Annotated in this window: 13 protein-coding genes; 5 read left to right on the top strand and 8 right to left on the bottom strand. The window is 57.4% G+C overall.

Features of this window, described 5'->3' with window-relative positions; all coding sequences use genetic code 11:
* Window positions 1–2: 2 nt before the first annotated feature.
* A complete protein-coding gene (gene topA / locus ADG881_RS00100) occupies window positions 3–2747 on the bottom strand; it encodes a type I DNA topoisomerase (RefSeq protein WP_007149281.1) in 2745 nt (914 codons plus the stop codon).
* Between the two features lie 215 nt (window positions 2748–2962).
* Between topA and ADG881_RS00095 the strand changes: the two genes are divergently transcribed.
* Complete coding sequence (locus ADG881_RS00095; RefSeq protein WP_007149061.1) at window positions 2963–3400, top strand: universal stress protein; 438 nt, start codon at window positions 2963–2965, stop codon at window positions 3398–3400.
* Window positions 3401–3450: 50 nt separating this feature from the next.
* Here ADG881_RS00095 and ADG881_RS00090 read toward each other — a convergent pair whose 3' ends face one another.
* A complete protein-coding gene (locus ADG881_RS00090) occupies window positions 3451–4101 on the bottom strand; it encodes a cyclic nucleotide-binding domain-containing protein (protein ID WP_007150848.1) in 651 nt (216 codons plus the stop codon).
* Between the two features lie 321 nt (window positions 4102–4422).
* On the opposite strand from ADG881_RS00090, the gene lexA reads away from it, so the two are divergent.
* Genes lexA through ADG881_RS00075 form a run of 3 tightly spaced genes read left to right on the top strand, consistent with a single transcriptional unit; the run spans window position 4423 to window position 6290 of the window.
* A complete protein-coding gene (gene lexA, locus ADG881_RS00085; protein ID WP_007149021.1) occupies window positions 4423–5037 on the top strand; it encodes a transcriptional repressor LexA in 615 nt (204 codons plus the stop codon).
* 55 nt (window positions 5038–5092) lie between these two features.
* Window positions 5093–5509 carry a DUF1499 domain-containing protein gene (locus ADG881_RS00080; RefSeq protein WP_039925808.1) on the top strand — a complete coding sequence of 139 codons (417 nt, stop codon included), beginning with the start codon at window positions 5093–5095 and terminating at the stop codon, window positions 5507–5509.
* Window positions 5457–6290: a TatD family hydrolase gene (locus tag ADG881_RS00075; protein WP_050760093.1), complete on the top strand. Its 834-nt coding sequence runs from the start codon at window positions 5457–5459 to the stop codon at window positions 6288–6290. The genes ADG881_RS00080 and ADG881_RS00075 overlap by 53 nt, the downstream gene beginning before the upstream one ends.
* Here the strand turns inward: ADG881_RS00075 and ADG881_RS17300 are convergent.
* Complete coding sequence (locus ADG881_RS17300) at window positions 6279–6608, bottom strand: glutaredoxin family protein (RefSeq protein WP_083787434.1); 330 nt, start codon at window positions 6606–6608, stop codon at window positions 6279–6281. The two genes, ADG881_RS00075 and ADG881_RS17300, sit on opposite strands and share 12 nt — an antisense overlap.
* On the bottom strand, window positions 6605–8719 hold the full coding sequence (gene rlmKL, locus ADG881_RS00065; protein WP_007151267.1) for a bifunctional 23S rRNA (guanine(2069)-N(7))-methyltransferase RlmK/23S rRNA (guanine(2445)-N(2))-methyltransferase RlmL: 2115 nt from the start codon (window positions 8717–8719) through the stop codon (window positions 6605–6607). Before rlmKL ends, ADG881_RS17300 begins: the two co-directional genes overlap by 4 nt.
* A 255-nt stretch (window positions 8720–8974) precedes the next feature.
* Here rlmKL and rmf point away from each other — a divergent pair, with 255 nt between their 5' ends.
* A complete protein-coding gene (rmf, locus tag ADG881_RS00060; RefSeq protein ID WP_007149522.1) occupies window positions 8975–9181 on the top strand; it encodes a ribosome modulation factor in 207 nt (68 codons plus the stop codon).
* Between the two features lie 216 nt (window positions 9182–9397).
* Here rmf and ADG881_RS00055 read toward each other — a convergent pair whose 3' ends face one another.
* From ADG881_RS00055 to ADG881_RS00040, 4 genes are all read right to left on the bottom strand, one after another.
* Window positions 9398–10408, bottom strand: a complete 1011-nt coding sequence (locus tag ADG881_RS00055; RefSeq protein ID WP_007148539.1) for a quinone-dependent dihydroorotate dehydrogenase — start codon at window positions 10406–10408, stop codon at window positions 9398–9400.
* Between the two features lie 589 nt (window positions 10409–10997).
* Window positions 10998–13379: an RND family transporter gene (locus tag ADG881_RS00050; RefSeq protein WP_007148966.1), complete on the bottom strand. Its 2382-nt coding sequence runs from the start codon at window positions 13377–13379 to the stop codon at window positions 10998–11000.
* A gap of 11 nt (window positions 13380–13390) precedes the next feature.
* Window positions 13391–14482: a YCF48-related protein gene (locus ADG881_RS00045; protein ID WP_007150865.1), complete on the bottom strand. Its 1092-nt coding sequence runs from the start codon at window positions 14480–14482 to the stop codon at window positions 13391–13393.
* A 117-nt stretch (window positions 14483–14599) separates the two neighbouring features.
* Window positions 14600–16006: a DUF1329 domain-containing protein gene (locus ADG881_RS00040; protein WP_039925801.1), complete on the bottom strand. Its 1407-nt coding sequence runs from the start codon at window positions 16004–16006 to the stop codon at window positions 14600–14602.
* Between the last annotated feature and the right edge of the window lie 4 nt (window positions 16007–16010).

Raw genomic sequence — 16010 nt, 5'->3', positions numbered from 1 at the left:
GATTACTTCTTGGCTGCGGCCTTTTTGGCCGGGGCTTTCTTTTTTGCTGCCTTTTTCTTGGCAACCGCCTTCTTCTTCGCGGGGGCTTTTTTCTTGGTCTGTTCTTCGACCCATTTGCCGTCGCGATAGAAGGCCATCCAGCCGGTGGCCTTGCCGTCGATTTCGCTCATCACGTACTGCTCTTTGGCCTTGCGGCTGTAGCGCAGCACGCCTTTGTTGCCGTCCGGGTCGGCGGCAGGAGCCTCAGCCAGATACGCGTGCTTCGGATCCAGCTGCTTGGCCACGCTTTGAATTTCTTCAATCAGCGGTGGGCGCGTTTCCCGGTTTTTCGGGAATTTACTGGCGGCCAGAAACAGGCCAGAGGCCCCGTCACGCAACAGGTAGTGATCATCCACTTTCTGGCATTGCAGATGCGGCATGGGAATGGGGTCCGCACGCGGGGGAGCCGGCTCGCCACTCTTGAGCAGCTTGCGGGTGTTACCACACTCTGCATTGGTGCACTTGAAGAACTTGCCGAATCGACCGGTGCGCAACTGCATGTCGTTACCGCACTTTTCACATTCCAACACCGGGCCATCATAGCCCTTGATACGGAATTCACCCTTCTCAACCACATAGCCATCACAATCCGGGTTGTTACCGCAGATGTGCAGCTTGCGCTTTTCGTCGATCAGGTAATTTTCCATGGCCGTGCCACACTTCTGGCACCGCTTTTTACTGCGCAGTTCATTGGTTTCCGCTTCTTCATCATCGTCTGCTTTCACCGTTTCAGCTTCTTCACCGGGCAGCAGATTCATGGTGGCAGTGCAGCGCTCTTTCGGCGGCAATCCGTAACCGGAACAGCCCAGAAACACGCCGGTGGAACCGGTGCGAATCTGCATCGGGCGGCCACAGGTGGGGCATTCAATATCCGTGTCAGTGGGCAGATTGGCGCGCATGCCGCCCACTGCCTGTTTGCCCGTGCCTTCGCCCTGGGCGGCATCCAGCTTGCTGACGAAATCTTTGTAGAATTCGTTCAGTACGTCCTGCCAGTTCCGTTGCCCCTCAGCAACTTCATCCAGGGTTTCTTCCATGCTGGCAGTGAAACCGTAGTCCATCAGGTTGGGGAAGTTTTCCACCAGACGGTCGGTAACGATGTCGCCCATTTTTTCAGCGTAGAAACGGCGGTTGTCCTGACGCACATAACCGCGATCCTGAATCGTTGAAATGATCGCTGCGTAGGTGGACGGGCGGCCAATGCCGCGCTTTTCCAGTTCCTTGACCAGGCTCGCCTCGGTAAAACGGGCTGGCGGCTTGGTGAAGTGCTGGTTGGCATCCACGTTATCGATAGACAGCACATCGCCTTCTTTCACATCCGGCAACAGGGTGTCTTCCTGGCCCTTGCGCGAAGCCGGCGGCTGAATTCGGGTCCAACCATCGAACTTCATGATCCGCCCTTTCGCTTTCAGCTCGTAACCGTTGCCGGTGGCCGTCAGGGTGGAGCTCAGGTATTCCGCCGGGGGCATCTGGCAGGCGATGAACTGTCGACGAATCAGCTCGTACAGGCGCTGGGCGTCGCGTTCCATATCTTTCAGGGAATCAGAGGTGCGCCGCACATCCGAAGGACGAATGGCTTCGTGCGCTTCCTGGGCGCCTTCCTTGCTGCTGTAGGACAGCGGCGCATCTGGCAGGTATTTGTCACCCAGCTTTTCACCGATCCATTCCCGACAGGCTGCCACCGCATCGGAACTCAGGTTGGTGGAATCGGTACGCATGTAGGTAATGTGCCCGGCTTCGTAAAGCCGTTGCGCCATCATCATGGTCTTTTTTACCCCAAAGCCCAGGCGGGTACTGGCGGCCTGCTGCAGGGTGGAAGTAATAAACGGGGCGGAGGGCTTGGAACGAGTGGGCCGCTGCTCACGCTGGCTGATGGTCAGTGTGCCGGCGTTTTCCAGTGCCTGCTTGTGGGCACCGGCATCGTCGCCATTGTTAGGACGGAACGCCACACCGTTATGCTTTGCCACCTGCAAACGCAGGGCTTCGCCATCACCACTGTGGGTATCGCTATACAGCTCCCAGAATTCTTCCGGAATAAAGGCGCGAATTTCACGTTCGCGCTCTACCACCAGCTCCACAGCCACAGACTGTACCCGGCCGGCAGAAAGGCCACGGGCGATCTTTTCCCACAACAACGGGGAGATCATGAAACCCACGACCCGGTCCAGAAAACGTCGGGCCTGCTGGGCTTCCACCCGGTGCAGATCCAGCTTGCCGGGTTCTTCGAACGCCGCCTGGATCGCTTTCTTGGTAATTTCGTTGAACACCACCCGGTCGAACCGGTCATCCTCTCCGCCAATGACTTCCCGCAGGTGCCAGGCAATCGCCTCCCCTTCGCGGTCCAAATCCGTTGCCAGATAGATACGGTCTGCTTTCGCAGCCAGGCGTTTCAGTTCGTCGACCACCTTGTCCTTGCCGGGAAGCACCTCATAGTGGGCCGCCCAGCCTTTTTCCGGGTCGATCCCCATGCGGTTAACCAGCTGCTTCTTGGCCTTCTTCTTTTTATAGGCGTCCCGCTCCTCCTTGGGCAGGGAGCGCGTGTAGGCCGCTTCCTTGGCCCGCTCCTGAGGGGTGCTCTTTTGGGAGCCGCCACTGACCGGCAGATCCCGCACATGGCCGACACTGGACTTCACGATGAAGTCGTCGCCCAGGTAGCGGTTAATGGTCTTGGCCTTGGCAGGCGACTCCACAATTACTAACGATTTTCCCATTCTCAGGTACTCAACATCCGGTCTAAGGCTCGTGATGGGCGCTATTTAGACAGCGCCGGTATAGGCGGGTCAAGCAGGAAGTGCCCCCGTTTTCCTTTTTTAGTAGTAGTACAGGCAGACCGGTCAGGGCAACCCTCATCTGTGAAACAGCCCGCTGGCAACCCCGACAAAGCGCGCTATACTGCAGGAAACCTCACGTTTTCAGGGAGAGAACCGTGCCCAGTCCCTACCGCAAAATTCTGGTTGCCATCGATGGCAGCGACGAATCCCCCCAGGTGCTGTCCCGCGCAGCAGGCGTGCTGTCAGGCAATGACGGTGAGCTGCATCTGATCCATGTCATCGAACCACTGGCCCTGGCCTACGGGGCGGATGTGCCCATGGATGTGACGGACTTGCAAAGCGGCCTGATGAAACAGGCCCGTGAAATGGCGGACAAATACGCAGGGCAATACAACATTCCCGAAGCCAACGTTTATGTGGACATGGGGTCCATCGAAAAGACCATTCTCGACAAGGCGGACAAGATAGGAGCGGATTTGATCGTGGTGGGCAGCCATACCCGCAGCGGCCTGGCCCTGCTGCTGGGCTCAACCGCACGCGGCCTGGTGCCCGGGGCTCATTGCGACGTACTGGCCGTCAAGGTCGATCAGTAGCCACAACGAGCCGTAAAGGAATTCCGCACGCAAGCTGACGCAAGCGTGAATCAGGTCAGCTGTAGTGTGCCGGTGCTCGCCTGCCCTTCTCCATTCCAGCGGCACAGCAATTCAGCCAGCCCCTGGGCCTGCACCTTCAACGCGGCCAGCTCTTCCGGGCTGTTCTTCTCTCCGTGAAAAACCGGCAGCTTGCGCATGGAATGCACCAGTTCATGGGTCGGCGCCTGCATTCGCTTCACTTCCAGTGTCCAGCGAATGTGGTGAACGATCATATGGAAAAACGCCAATCGGGTCGCCAGCGAATAAGGGCCATCATCGTCATTGAATTCATTGAAATCCAGGCTCGCCAACACCGCTTCGCGGGCGTTGTCTGCCACCGTAATCGTGGCACTGCGCGGTGTCCCTAACAGCATGGACAGGGTGCCGAAGACCTCCCCCGGAGATACATAATAAAGCGGGGATTCCGGCGCGGTGTCCGAGAGTACTTCCAGCTGCCCCCGAAGCAGAAAATACAGAGTGGAATCCACATCACCGGCCCGAATGACGCTTTCTCCGGAAGCCGCCACCCAAAGGCGGGTAGTCTTTTCAAGCTGTTCAAATTCGTCCTGATCATCCCGGGCGATTTCATTAAAAAACGGCACACCAGCCAACAGCTGGCGCCGCCGTTGCTGGCCGAAATCGTTATTATTGGCCTGCTCCATCCATTATCCCCACTGTCTTGATGGCATTTCTATCAACTCCACATGCTAGTACCCGCGCCTTAACAGAGCAACGACATGGACGTAAAAGCGGGATAAAACCTCGCCCGACAACTGTTCAAATAACACTGTTCATATTATCAGTGCCTGTGCTAGCATCCAGAATGTAGCACTGCCTGTCAGCCACGACTTACAAGCCCAGGCACGCAACCATACAAATGCCTACAGCCACCCGTGACAGGCATGGGATGAATACGACCCCGGCAAGGTTGCCTGCACGGCCACCGGCAGGCACTCCACTCTGCAGGAAACAGGGAGAAGGTTATGAGCAGCAAACTTACCGACCGACAGCAGCAGGTTCTCGATTGTATCCGCGAATGCCTCTCGGACAGCGGCATGGCCCCCACCCGTGCAGAGATTGCCGACATCATGGGGTTCCAGTCCAAGAATGCGGCCTCGGATCATCTCCGTGCCCTTGAGCGCAAGGGCTATATCAAGCTGCACAGTGACCGCTCGCGGGGCATTCAGCTGCTGGATAACGCCTACTGGGGCGAAGAAGAACTGCCCATCGTCGGCAGGGTCGCCGCAGGCGTTCCCATCGAAGCCATCGAAAACGTGGAACGCACCGTGCCGGTCCCCCAGGGGCTGTTCAAGCAACGCCCTACCTACCTGTTGAAGGTACAGGGCGACAGTATGGTAGATGCGGGTATCTTCGACGGTGACCTGATTGCGGTACGCAAATCCAATGTGGCGCGCACGGGTGAAATCGTAGTGGCCCGCATTGACGAAGAAGTCACGGTGAAGACCTTAAAGTTGAATAAATCCAGCGCCACCCTGCTGCCGGCCAACGAAGCCTATGAGCCGATCAAGGTGCCCGCTGATCAACTTATCATCGAAGGCATTTTCGTGGGGCTGATTCGTGATCCGAACTCTTATTAAAGCCTGTATCCACACGGGTATAGGCACTTGCCTGATTGTATGGAGTGCATTTGCCATGGCTGATACCCATCTTCTTGCGCCCTGTCCGGACTCACCCAACTGTGTGTCCAGCCTGGCGACCCAGGCCGATAAGCGAGTCGCTCCTCTACAGGTAGGCGCCGACCGGCAAAGCAGCCTGAAAAAGCTGGAAAGCCTGCTTGGCAACCTGCCCCGTGTGGACTATGACGTGGTAGGTCAATCACGCATCCAGGCGCGCTTCACCAGCCGGGTTCTGCGGTTTGTGGACGATGTGACCTTCTATGTTCGCGATAACGGTGTGGTGGAAGTGCGCTCGGCCTCGCGGACAGGCTACTGGGATTTAGGTGCGAACCGTCGTCGGGTAGAATCCCTGCGCGAGCAGCTATCTGAACAGGACACCGATGACCGCACCTCACAGCAACACGCCTTCGGAAACGCAGAACACCGCGTCTGATCAATGGGCCGATATCGGGGTTAACCTGACCGACCGGCAATTCAACGACGATCGCGAAACGGTGATTGAGCGGGCGGCCTCGGCCGGGGTTGCCTGGCAACTGATTACCGGTACCAGCATCGACGAGTCACGCGCCGCCATTGCCCTGGCCGACGAACATCCCAGCCTGTTTGCTACCGCCGGGCTGCACCCGCACAGCGCCCGCTTTTACTCGCCTGCCCTGGAAAAAGAACTGCACGAGTTGCTCGCCCATGAGCAGACGAAAGCCGCAGGTGAGATGGGACTGGATTTCAACCGGGACTTCTCTCCGCGACCGGACCAGGAGCGCGCCTTCGAGGCCCAGCTAGCGCTGGCGGCAGAGATGAAACTGCCTGTTTTCCTCCATGAGCGCGATGCCCATGAGCGTTTTCTGCCTATCCTGAAAGCGTTCCGCGACGATCTGCCCGGCGCCGTCGTGCATTGCTTCACCGGGTCGCGTCAGGCGCTGTTTGACTATCTGGATCTGGATTGCCATATCGGCATTACCGGCTGGGTTTGCGACGAGCGCCGCGGCAAGCCACTGGCAGAACTGGTGCCCAATATTCCGGATCAGCGCCTGCTGCTGGAAACTGACGCCCCCTACCTGCTACCCCGGGACCTGCCGGAGCCTCCCCCGAAAAAACGCCGTAACGAACCGGCGCTACTCCCCTGGATTGGCCAGCGTGTCGCACAGCTACGCGGGCAGCAGACACAGGACGTAGCCGCCATGACCTATCAAAATGCGTTAGCGTTATTTCGCTAACCGGGACGCCATTCCATCACGGAACCGAAAAGGGTGGGGGGCCGGGTTTAGCCAAAGGCACGGGAAGCCTGGACGGCACCCCCCCGGCCCCCACATTAAGAAAAGGAACTGCTGCACGTCGAGCACACCGAACGGCCAGGCCAGCTCTTTGCCCTCGCGCACCAACACCGGAATCCGCTCACCATACTGCTCGATCAAGGCATCATCCTCAGCGATATCCACCGGAGTAAGCACCAGCCCCGGATTCACCATGGCCACCAGTTCCTTCGCTTGCTCACACAGGTGGCAACCCAGCGTGGTGTAGAGCACAACCGTCATGCATCCTCCACATGACGAATCGCGTAACAGTAATGGATTTTCTCATTTCGGCGGAAATCTTCAGGGATACTCCAACGAGAAATATCTTCCACGTCAAACCACTTACTGATGCTTTCATCCATCTGGAAACGGCGGTAATTACAGGAAAAATACAGCACCCCACCCGGTTCCAGGCAACGCATGATCTTGCGAATCAAATCGCCATGATGCTCTTCCACCACGAAATCACTGCGTGATTTGTTGTTGGAAAAAGTGGGCGGATCGCAAAACACCAGATCAAACTGTTCCTTGCACTCATCCAGCCAGCGCATGGCATCCATACGAGCCAGCTCGTGCTGGTCGGTGGAGAAGCCATTGGCCGCCAGATTGCAGGCGGTCCAGTCCAGATAACGCTTCGACGAATCCACTGTCACCGTGCGTTTGGCGCCGCCCACGGCAGCATGCACCGTGGCCGACCCGGTGTAGGCAAACAGATTCAGGAAGCGTTTCCCGCTGGCCTGCTCCGCAATGCGCAAACGCGTGGGGCGGTGATCCAGAAACAGACCGGTATCCAGGTAGTCCTGCAGGTTAATCAGCAACTGAGCCTGGCCTTCACGCACTACCCGGTAGTGCCCCTGGGTGTCCAGCTTCTGGTATTGCTGGTTGCCCTTTTGTTTCTCGCGTGTGCGCAAGTGCACCTGCTCACGGTGTACACCGAGGGCAGCACGGACCGCGGTTACCGCCCAGTCACGCCGCGCTTTGGCCTTTTCAGGGTCAATCGTTTTCGGCGCCTTGAATTCCTGCACCAGCACCTGGTCGCCATAGATATCCACCGCCACGTTGAATTCCGGTAGATCACGATCGTAAAGGCGATAGCACTGGATATCCTCCCGTTCCAGCCAGCGACGCAAGTGCTTGCCGTTTTTACGCAAACGGTTAAGTAACGGTTGCGCACCTTCCGGGACATTGAATGCGCCCTCGTCAGCGACTTGTGCCACAACAGGTGGCGTCGGCTTACGCGGTGAATACAGGCGAATAAAATTATTGAACGGCCCGTTCTTCAAGCGCCATTGCCGCTCCAGATTCATGCCGGAACGGTCCATCACGTCCACATCCGCGCCCAACAGCAACGCCTGATAACCGGGCGCGCGCAGCGCCAGAATCCGGCCGATGGCATAGTGTAGCCAGCCCGCCTGCTGCTTCTCGTCAAGACGCTCGCCCCAGGGCGGGTTGCCCACCACAATGCCGTTGGCCGCAAAGTCACGCGGTCGCAACGCACCCAGCTCCCGGCGCTCAAAATGGATCGCATTGCGCACCCCGGCGCGCTCGGCATTCTGCAACGCCAACGGCAACGTCTTGCCATCAGCATCAAACCCCTTCAACGACAGCGCCGGCACCGGACGATTGGCGCTCTCCCCCGCCTCCTTCTGGGCATCCAGCCACAGCTGGCGACGACAACCCCGCCAGTGCTGGAAGCCGTAGTGCTGACGCTGGGCACCGGCGGCGCGCCCGGCAGCCATCAGGGCCGCCTCTATCACCAGGGTGCCACTGCCACAGAACGGGTCCAGCAAGGCAGGGGGTCGCTCTGCTTTACCCCAACCAATGGCCCACAGCATGGCCGCCGCCAGGGTTTCACGCAGTGGCGCCCGACCGCCCGCAAGGCGGTAGCCGCGGCGATGCAGGGGCTCACCGGCCAGGTCCAGCCACAAGTGCGCCTCGTTCAGGTCCAGACGGGCACGGATACAACAACTGCCCTTCGGTTCCCGGGAAATCGCAAACTGCTCGGGCAGCGCCTGGATAAAACGCTTGGCACTGATCCGGTTATCGCCACGCACTTCCGCACCGTGCTCAATATGCACGTGTACAGGGGCGTCATTCGCTACCAGCGACAGCCAGTCCTGGCTAGCCGCCAGCTTTTCCGGAGCAATGTCCGGCGTCACCCCCAGCGTCGCCAGATGCAACAGCACCCGCTCGGACAGGCGAGACCACAGGCACACCTTGAGGGCGTCCGCCGAGCCCCCGGAGAAACTCACATGAGCCCGCCCGGCTTCTGTTACGGATATGCCCAGTGAAGACAATTCGTCACTGAGCAAATCTGCCAGGCCTGGCATGCAGGTGGCCACAAATTCCATTACCAAATCCTCTTAAGTGACTGATTCATGCCCTATGCGAAAAACTAACTACTTGTTTTTCATGGCATTACACAAACGGTCATCAACCTGTCCTTTATACGTCATATGCTTAACCAGCACTGACCATATTGCTACATGGTATTCGACACCACCTTACCGCTTTCCCATACTGAATGTGTCGGCCCCGCTACTTGGCTACGTTTTTAGCCGAGGGGCCATTTTTCGGTACCGCTATCTGTGAAAGGGAAAGCGTTTATGAAGCGACAAAAACGTAGTAAAGACGACCGCGCTTACAACCGGGGATACAACGCCGGCCTGGATGGAAAATCCCGTGAAGACTGCCCGTTTGGCACGCTCCAGGCACGCACCAACTGGATGGGGGGATGGCGCGAAGGTCGCACTGACTTTGCTCACGGAATGCTCGGCGTCGCCAGCATTCAGAATCTGAAAAATATCGGTTAATTTCTTCCAGTTTCACAACGCCGACGCGTTCAGCGCGCCGACCCACAGGGCCCCACCCGGGCCCTTTTTAATGTCCGTCACAATCAAACCCTTTCACCACAGCGAACACCCTCGCTACGCGAGGTTCGTCCCCTGAAAGGGAACTCCTACAGCGGCTTCGTATAAAGCTTTAGATCAGGAAACTTTTCAGCTCTTTCATCCAATTGAGCGTGTAGCTCAAATGCCTTTCGGCCAGGCCCGGGCAATATCACCGATCAGGCCCGGGCCCTGGTAGATCAGACCGCTGTAAATCTGCACCAGATCCGCCCCCTGACGCTGCTTTTCCAGTGCATCATCGGCGCTATTAATGCCCCCCACGCCAATAATCGGGATACGACCATTAAGCGCATGGCGCATGGCAGCCAGCGCCCGGTTGGCAATGGGGGTTAGCGGCGCGCCACTGAGCCCACCTTGTTCCTCTCCGTGCTTCAGGCCCTGCACGCCTTCGCGGGACAAGGTGGTATTACCCACGCATACACCGTCGATTCCGTGCTGCACAAAGGCTTCTGCCATCCCCTGCAGCTCTTCTTCGCTGTTATCCGGGGCAATCTTGATCACCAGCGGCACCCGGCGACGGTGTTCCTGGTCCAGGCGCGTCTGGGCTTCGCGCAACGTACCCAGCAGCTCATCCAGAGCCGCACCGTGCTGCAGGGTGCGTAAACCCGGCGTATTGGGTGAGGACACATTGACCACCAGGTAGCTGGCATAGGCGTGCACTTTCTGCTGGCAGATCAGGTAGTCCTGAACCGCATCTTCCACCGGGGTATCCTTGTTCTTGCCAATGTTGATCCCCAGCACTCCTTTATAGCGGCTACGTTTCACCGCCCCTACCAGATATTCCACTCCCAGATTATTGAAGCCCATCCGGTTGATCAGGGCCTGGGCCTGGGGAAGGCGGAACAGGCGCGGCTGAGGATTGCCCAGTTGCGGACGTGGCGTAACGGTCCCCACTTCAAGGAAGCCAAAACCCAGATCAGCCAGCCCATCGATGCAGTCACCATTCTTGTCCAGCCCTGCAGCCAGCCCCACCGGATTGGCAAACTCGATTCCCATCACTTCTTTGGGCGCCGCCGGCACCGTGCCAGGCCACAACTTGCCTGCCCGCTTGCGCAGCATTGCCAGCGTCAGCTCGTGGGAATGCTCTTCAGAGAGAGAGAACAGTAAAGGTCGTGCCAGGGAGTACAGCATGAAATAACCCGATCGGTGGTAATCGGCGGCATTATAGCCAACGGCCCCGGTGACTTCGATGTTTTGTGTCCGACAGTGGGCGAATGGTGCCCCGGCTCATCTGCCACCCACTCCCACACCCCACTACATCGGGCATATTGCATGTAGCGAAAACCGTGTTGCAGCCGCGAAACGGCATAAAAAAGGTTCATCGCGGAATGGAGTGATCAGCCAGCTTCAGAACTTGTCTCATTATCCCGCCCTGGCAACCGCTGGACGCCGGATGCCCGACGACGGACGCTTGAATTCAAAACCTGAAACCCTTGGCCGCCATGCTTTCTGCGTAAAATGCCTTACCCGATAATTACCTGAATGATGGCCCTGACTATTCCTCAAAATACCCCCTCAAAGGAGATAACGTGATAACGACAGCCTCTCAGGCTAGGGGGTTTACGTCAGGCATTCGGCGTCGAGCGTTTGGCAAAGTGCCGGGTATTCGCGATAAATCCATCAGACGGCGAATAGCGTGTTATTCACTCCAATCCGCGAAGAACCAAAAAAAGCCCGGCAGAGCCGGGCTTGAACATAACCAACGAAATCAGCGCGCCAGTTAACTGCGCAGTTTGGCGCGGGCCGGGTCCGGCTTGAGCAGGAAACGAGCCAGAGCCGGCAGAAGCCACAGGGCGCCGATCATGTTCCACAGGAACATAAAGGTCAGCAGGATGCCCATGTCCGCCTGGAACTTGATGGAACTGAATACCCAGAAGACAACACCTACCGCCAGGGTAATACCGGTGAACGCCACCGCCTTACCCGTGGTTTTCAGGGTCTGCTTGTAGGCTTCTTCCAGCTCCATACCCTGCTTCAGGTATTCAGACAGCTTGCTGTAGATATAAATACCGTAATCCACACCGATACCCACACCCAGAGCAATCACCGGCAGAGTGGCGACTTTTACGCCGATGCCAAGGTGAGCCATCAGTGCCTGACAGAGAATCGAGGTGAGCCCCAACGGTACGATGATACAAATCACCGCACGGAAAGAACGGAAAGCGATCAGAATCAGCACCGACACCACCGCATAAACCAGAGCCAGCATCGGGTACTGGCTGGCGGCGATGGTCTGGTTGGTTGCTGCTTCCACGCCCGCGTTACCCGAGGCCAGCTTCAGCTCCATCACATCCTTGTTGTTACGGGCCTCGGCAAACTCTGCCACTGCCCCGGTAACGCGCTCCAGTGTTTCTGCCTTGTGATCGTCCAGGAACACGTAAACCGGCGTCAGGGAGCAATCCAGGTTGTACAGGCTGTCCGGCATGAAGCTCATAACGTTATTCAGCGCATACTGATCCCGGGAAATGGTCGCCCATTTCATGGACCCTTCATTCATGTTGGTCGAGATCAGCTTCGTCGCAGACGCGATGGTCGTGACGTCTTGCACCCCTTCCACATTACGCAGGTTCCACGCCAGGTCATCCACGGTCTGCATGGCCTGATAGGTATTACAGGACTCCATCGGTGTCTTGCCCATGACCACCAGCACATCCGCACTTACCGAGTAATTGGATACCAGGAAGTTCACGTCATGGTTGTAACGGTAGCGTGGCTTGGGCTCATAGCCGCGCGGGCAATCCATGTCTTCACACGGGTCCGGCCACAATTCGGGGGCCCCTTTGTCCAGATCACCAATTTTGAGATCCTGACTGAGATAAATACCGGCACCATAACCCGCAACAGCCACAACAATAGATAGCGCTGCCAACGGAGTGCGAGTAAAGCGGGCAAACAGCCCCGCCAGCGGGTGATCTTTCTTTTCCCCAGCCTGAATCTTGCGAATGGAAGCACCACTCACGCCCAGGTAAGACAATACCAGCGGGACAACGACCAGGTTGGAAATGATGATCACCGCCACGCCGATGCTCGCGGCCATGGCCAGCTCACGAATCACGCCCACATCGATCATGTAGAGGGTGAGGAAACCGATGGCATCCGACACCAGCGCCACCATGCCCGGCACACACAGCGCCTGGAACGTAGAGCGGGCCGAATCCAGCGAGCTACGCCCTTCTGCTGCATAGTTGGCCAGGGTGTTAACGATCTGAACACCGTGTGATACCGCAATGGCAAACACCAGGAACGGCACCAGCATGGAATATGGGTCAATGGTGAAGCCCAGGCTGCTGACAATGCCCAGCTGCCAAATCACGGCCACAAAGGAGCAGGCCGTCACGGTCAGTGCACTGCGCAGGCAGCGGGTGTCGATCAACAGCAACAGCGCGATCAACCCCAGGGTGAAGAAGAAGAACATGGCCACTTCTTCCGCCGCTGCCATCACGTCACCGGCTTTTTTGGCCAGGCCGACGATGTGAATGCGAACGTTCGGGTATTTATCCTGATACTTGCCGCGGATCTCTTCCAGCCGGGCCGACAGGGCCGGAATATCGACACCGTCATCGCCCAAGGCATCCAGCAAATAAGCGTGCACCACGCTGGACTGGAAGTTATCGGCAACCAGACGACCCACCTGCCCGGAACGCAGCACGTTGGTACGCAGCTGTTCCAGTGAATCTTGTGAGCCATCATAGCCTGCAGGAATCACTTCCCCGCCCTGAAAGCCCTGCTCGGTCACTTCGTTCCAGCGAACATTGCTGGTCCACAGTGAACGGATTTTGCTCGGATCAACGCCTTCCAGTGCAAAGACTTCGTCAGTGACTTCTTTCAACGCGTTGACATAGTCTTCGTTGAAGATGTCATCGCCCTGGGTTTCCGCAACAATCACGCGGACGTCATTACCCAGGCTCAAATCATTCTGGTGCTCGAGGAAATTCTGGATATAAGGATGATCCAGCGGGACCATCTTGCGGATATCGGTGTTCAGTTCGATCTTGCTGGCCTGGAAACCCAGCAGCACGGTGGCTGCGATAAAGGCCAGCAGAATCAGGGGCCGAACAGCGAACAGCCCACTGGCAATACTTTTGGAAATGCGACCTGACATTGCTGTGCCCCTTATTTAACGTCTTCGATCACACGCAACCCACCCTGCCCGGCGACAAGAATGCCACCCGCATCACGGGGAAGAACTGCGGAGATAGAATCGCGATCCGGCAAGAACCGCAGGGAAAAAGATTGACCGCCATCATGGCTGGTAAGGATGCCACCGGCGTTAGTGACCAGCACCACAGTGCCATCCGCCAGTACGGTGCCATCGTTCACGCCGCGGCTCAGCTTTGAGGGAATTTTTGCCCAGCTGCGCCCCCGATTAGCCGTCAACCACACATTGCCCTGAAGGCCATAGGTCAAAGCTTTATAATCAGAAATCGCCGTCACCCCGAACAGGGTACCGCTGTAAGGACTTTGCAGTTTTTCCCAGCTCACACCTTTGTCGGCAGAGTGGAACATCACGCCCTTTTCGCCCACGACATAACGATCGTTTCCGCCTTTGGCAGCGGCATAGTCATACAAATGCCAGCCATCACGGTTATCCAGGCTATCCAGGGCTTTATTCCAGGTTTCGCCACCATCGGTGGTTCGCAGGAAGTAGCCATACCCGCCCACAGCAACCGCACGATCACGGCTATCGCAGAACACATCCAGCAACGGTGCACCGGATGTATCTACCGGTGCCATGGCAGCACTATCGCCATAGAGATCGTCGCCTTCATCACCGTAGGCATCATCACCGTACGGGTCGCCATAGAGATCATCCATGGCGTAGTCATCCAGCTCCTCCTCAACCGGCGCCGCATCATCCTCGCCACTACCCAGAGGGTCGCTGTACTGCACGGTCCAGGTTTCCCCACCATCATCGCTGCCCAGCACCACCGCATCGTGGCCAACCGCCCAGCCGTGGCGAGCATCAGCAAAACACACCGAAGTAAGCAATACTTCAGATGGCGTTACCGCCTGCTTCCAGTGATCGCCCTGATCATCGGAATAGAGAATTTTACCCCGGTCGCCCACAGCAACAATCCGGCTATCGGCATAGGCGATATCCAGGTAATTGTTAGCGGTGACCAGAGGCGCATCATTCGAAACGAAATCTGCCTGCAGGGGCGCAGACAGTATGGCCGAAAAAGCCATTAGCACTGTTTTTTTCATTGTCCCTTACTCTTCCCGAGGGCCCTTTTTCAGGGCCGAGCACAAAACGACCGGGAGCCATGGGCGGCCTCCCGGTCGTTTTGCATTGCCGGCTTCAAGGAGCCGGCGTTTTTATAATTAACGACCGCGGCGGCGTAGCGCTGCCGGGTGGAAATAGCGGTCGCCGGGTACCGGCTGGCTGTAATCAAGCATCGTTGACTCTTCGTTATCCAGGAACTGCACGTGATAACGCTGAGCACGCAGGTCGTGGAACGTATCCAGAGCGGTCCACTGGGTCGGTACTTCGTAGTAGTTCTTGATGTAAGCCAGGCTGACGCGCCACAGCTCGCCACGACGGTCGTACTGGTCGATGGCGGCAATCTGCCAGGAATCCGCATCAATATAGAAGCGACGCTTCTCGTAGATGTGGCGCTCACCTTCTTTCAAGGTTGCTTCCACCACCCAGACACGGTGTAACTCCCAGCGCTGGTAATCCGAATTGACGTGACCCTTCTGCAGCAAGGTCTCGTACTTCACATCCGGGCTGTCCAGCTTGTAGTTGTTGTACGGGATGAACATTTCTACTGGCTTATCGCTAACCAGCTTCCAGTTGTACTTGTCCGGCGCACCGTTATACATGTCGGTGTCGTCTGCCGTACGCAGGCCATCGGCCGCCGCAATCGGCGTGTCGTAAGCCAGGTTCGGTGCACGACGCACGCGACGCTGGCCGGCATTGTAGCCCCACGCTTGGCGCGGCATTTTCTGTTGGTCCAGCATTTCGTGTACCAGTACCGCACCACCGGCCAGACGTGCCGGCGCTTTGGTGAAGGACAGGTAGTAGAAAATGATGTTATCCAGGGAGTCGAAGTTGTACTTCGGATCGTAATAACGGAAATACACTTCCTGCTGCGAGGTAATCAGCGAGTAGGCACCGCTACGCTGAACGGCCACTTCTGACGCACGACGCACCACGTACAGACCACGCCAGCGCAGAATGTGATTCCAGATTGCCTGCTTGGCTTTCTGCTCGTTGCTACCACTCAGAATCGGGAACGGAATACCGCCAAAGGCGTTATCCACGCCGGTTTCACCCAGCTTGGCTTTGGTCGCGTTGCTTTTGGTATTGTCGTACACCCATTGCGGTGCAGACGTGGAGCGATGGCTCGGATACACGTTCAGCTTGAAGGTGTCCGGGTAGGTTTTCAGCATAGCCTGCACACCATCCGGCACCTTGTCCGCATACTGGGACACGTTCTGGGCGTTGATGGTGAAGGCGATTTTGTCAGACTTGTACGGGTCCGGGTGATGCTGGCCCGGGCGGGTGTATTCCTTGGGAATATCCTTGCGCTGAATGCCACCGGTGTAATCCGGGATACCCAGACCTGTAGAGATCGCTTTGCCGTTGCCTTTAATCTGTGCACCGAATGGCGTCAGGGATTTACCCAGCTTCGCCGCTTCCTGGCTGGAAACACCAGCGTGCACATTGGCCGCTACGCTCAGAGACAGTGCCAGTGCACCACCCATTGCGGTCAATTTCTTCAACATGATT

The organism is Alcanivorax sp. DG881 (genome assembly GCF_000155615.1).
In the GTDB taxonomy this organism is placed as follows: domain Bacteria; phylum Pseudomonadota; class Gammaproteobacteria; order Pseudomonadales; family Alcanivoracaceae; genus Alcanivorax.
This window is presented reverse-complemented; position numbering and strand designations above follow the sequence as displayed.

Bases quoted from the DNA above. Each gene is read 5' to 3' on its own strand.
- topA (WP_007149281.1), bottom strand. From the start codon at position 2,747: ATGGGAAAATCGTTAGTAATTGTGGAGTCGCCTGCCAAGGCCAAGACC.
- ADG881_RS00090 (WP_007150848.1), bottom strand. From the start codon at position 4,101: ATGGAGCAGGCCAATAATAACGATTTCGGCCAGCAACGGCGGCGCCAG.
- lexA (WP_007149021.1), top strand. From the start codon at position 4,423: ATGAGCAGCAAACTTACCGACCGACAGCAGCAGGTTCTCGATTGTATC.
- ADG881_RS00080 (WP_039925808.1), top strand. From the start codon at position 5,093: ATGGCTGATACCCATCTTCTTGCGCCCTGTCCGGACTCACCCAACTGT.
- ADG881_RS00075 (WP_050760093.1), top strand. From the start codon at position 5,457: ATGACCGCACCTCACAGCAACACGCCTTCGGAAACGCAGAACACCGCG.
- ADG881_RS17300 (WP_083787434.1), bottom strand. From the start codon at position 6,608: ATGACGGTTGTGCTCTACACCACGCTGGGTTGCCACCTGTGTGAGCAA.
- rlmKL (WP_007151267.1), bottom strand. From the start codon at position 8,719: ATGGAATTTGTGGCCACCTGCATGCCAGGCCTGGCAGATTTGCTCAGT.
- rmf (WP_007149522.1), top strand. From the start codon at position 8,975: ATGAAGCGACAAAAACGTAGTAAAGACGACCGCGCTTACAACCGGGGA.
- ADG881_RS00055 (WP_007148539.1), bottom strand. From the start codon at position 10,408: ATGCTGTACTCCCTGGCACGACCTTTACTGTTCTCTCTCTCTGAAGAG.
- ADG881_RS00050 (WP_007148966.1), bottom strand. From the start codon at position 13,379: ATGTCAGGTCGCATTTCCAAAAGTATTGCCAGTGGGCTGTTCGCTGTT.
- ADG881_RS00045 (WP_007150865.1), bottom strand. From the start codon at position 14,482: ATGAAAAAAACAGTGCTAATGGCTTTTTCGGCCATACTGTCTGCGCCC.
- ADG881_RS00040 (WP_039925801.1), bottom strand. From the start codon at position 16,006: ATGTTGAAGAAATTGACCGCAATGGGTGGTGCACTGGCACTGTCTCTG.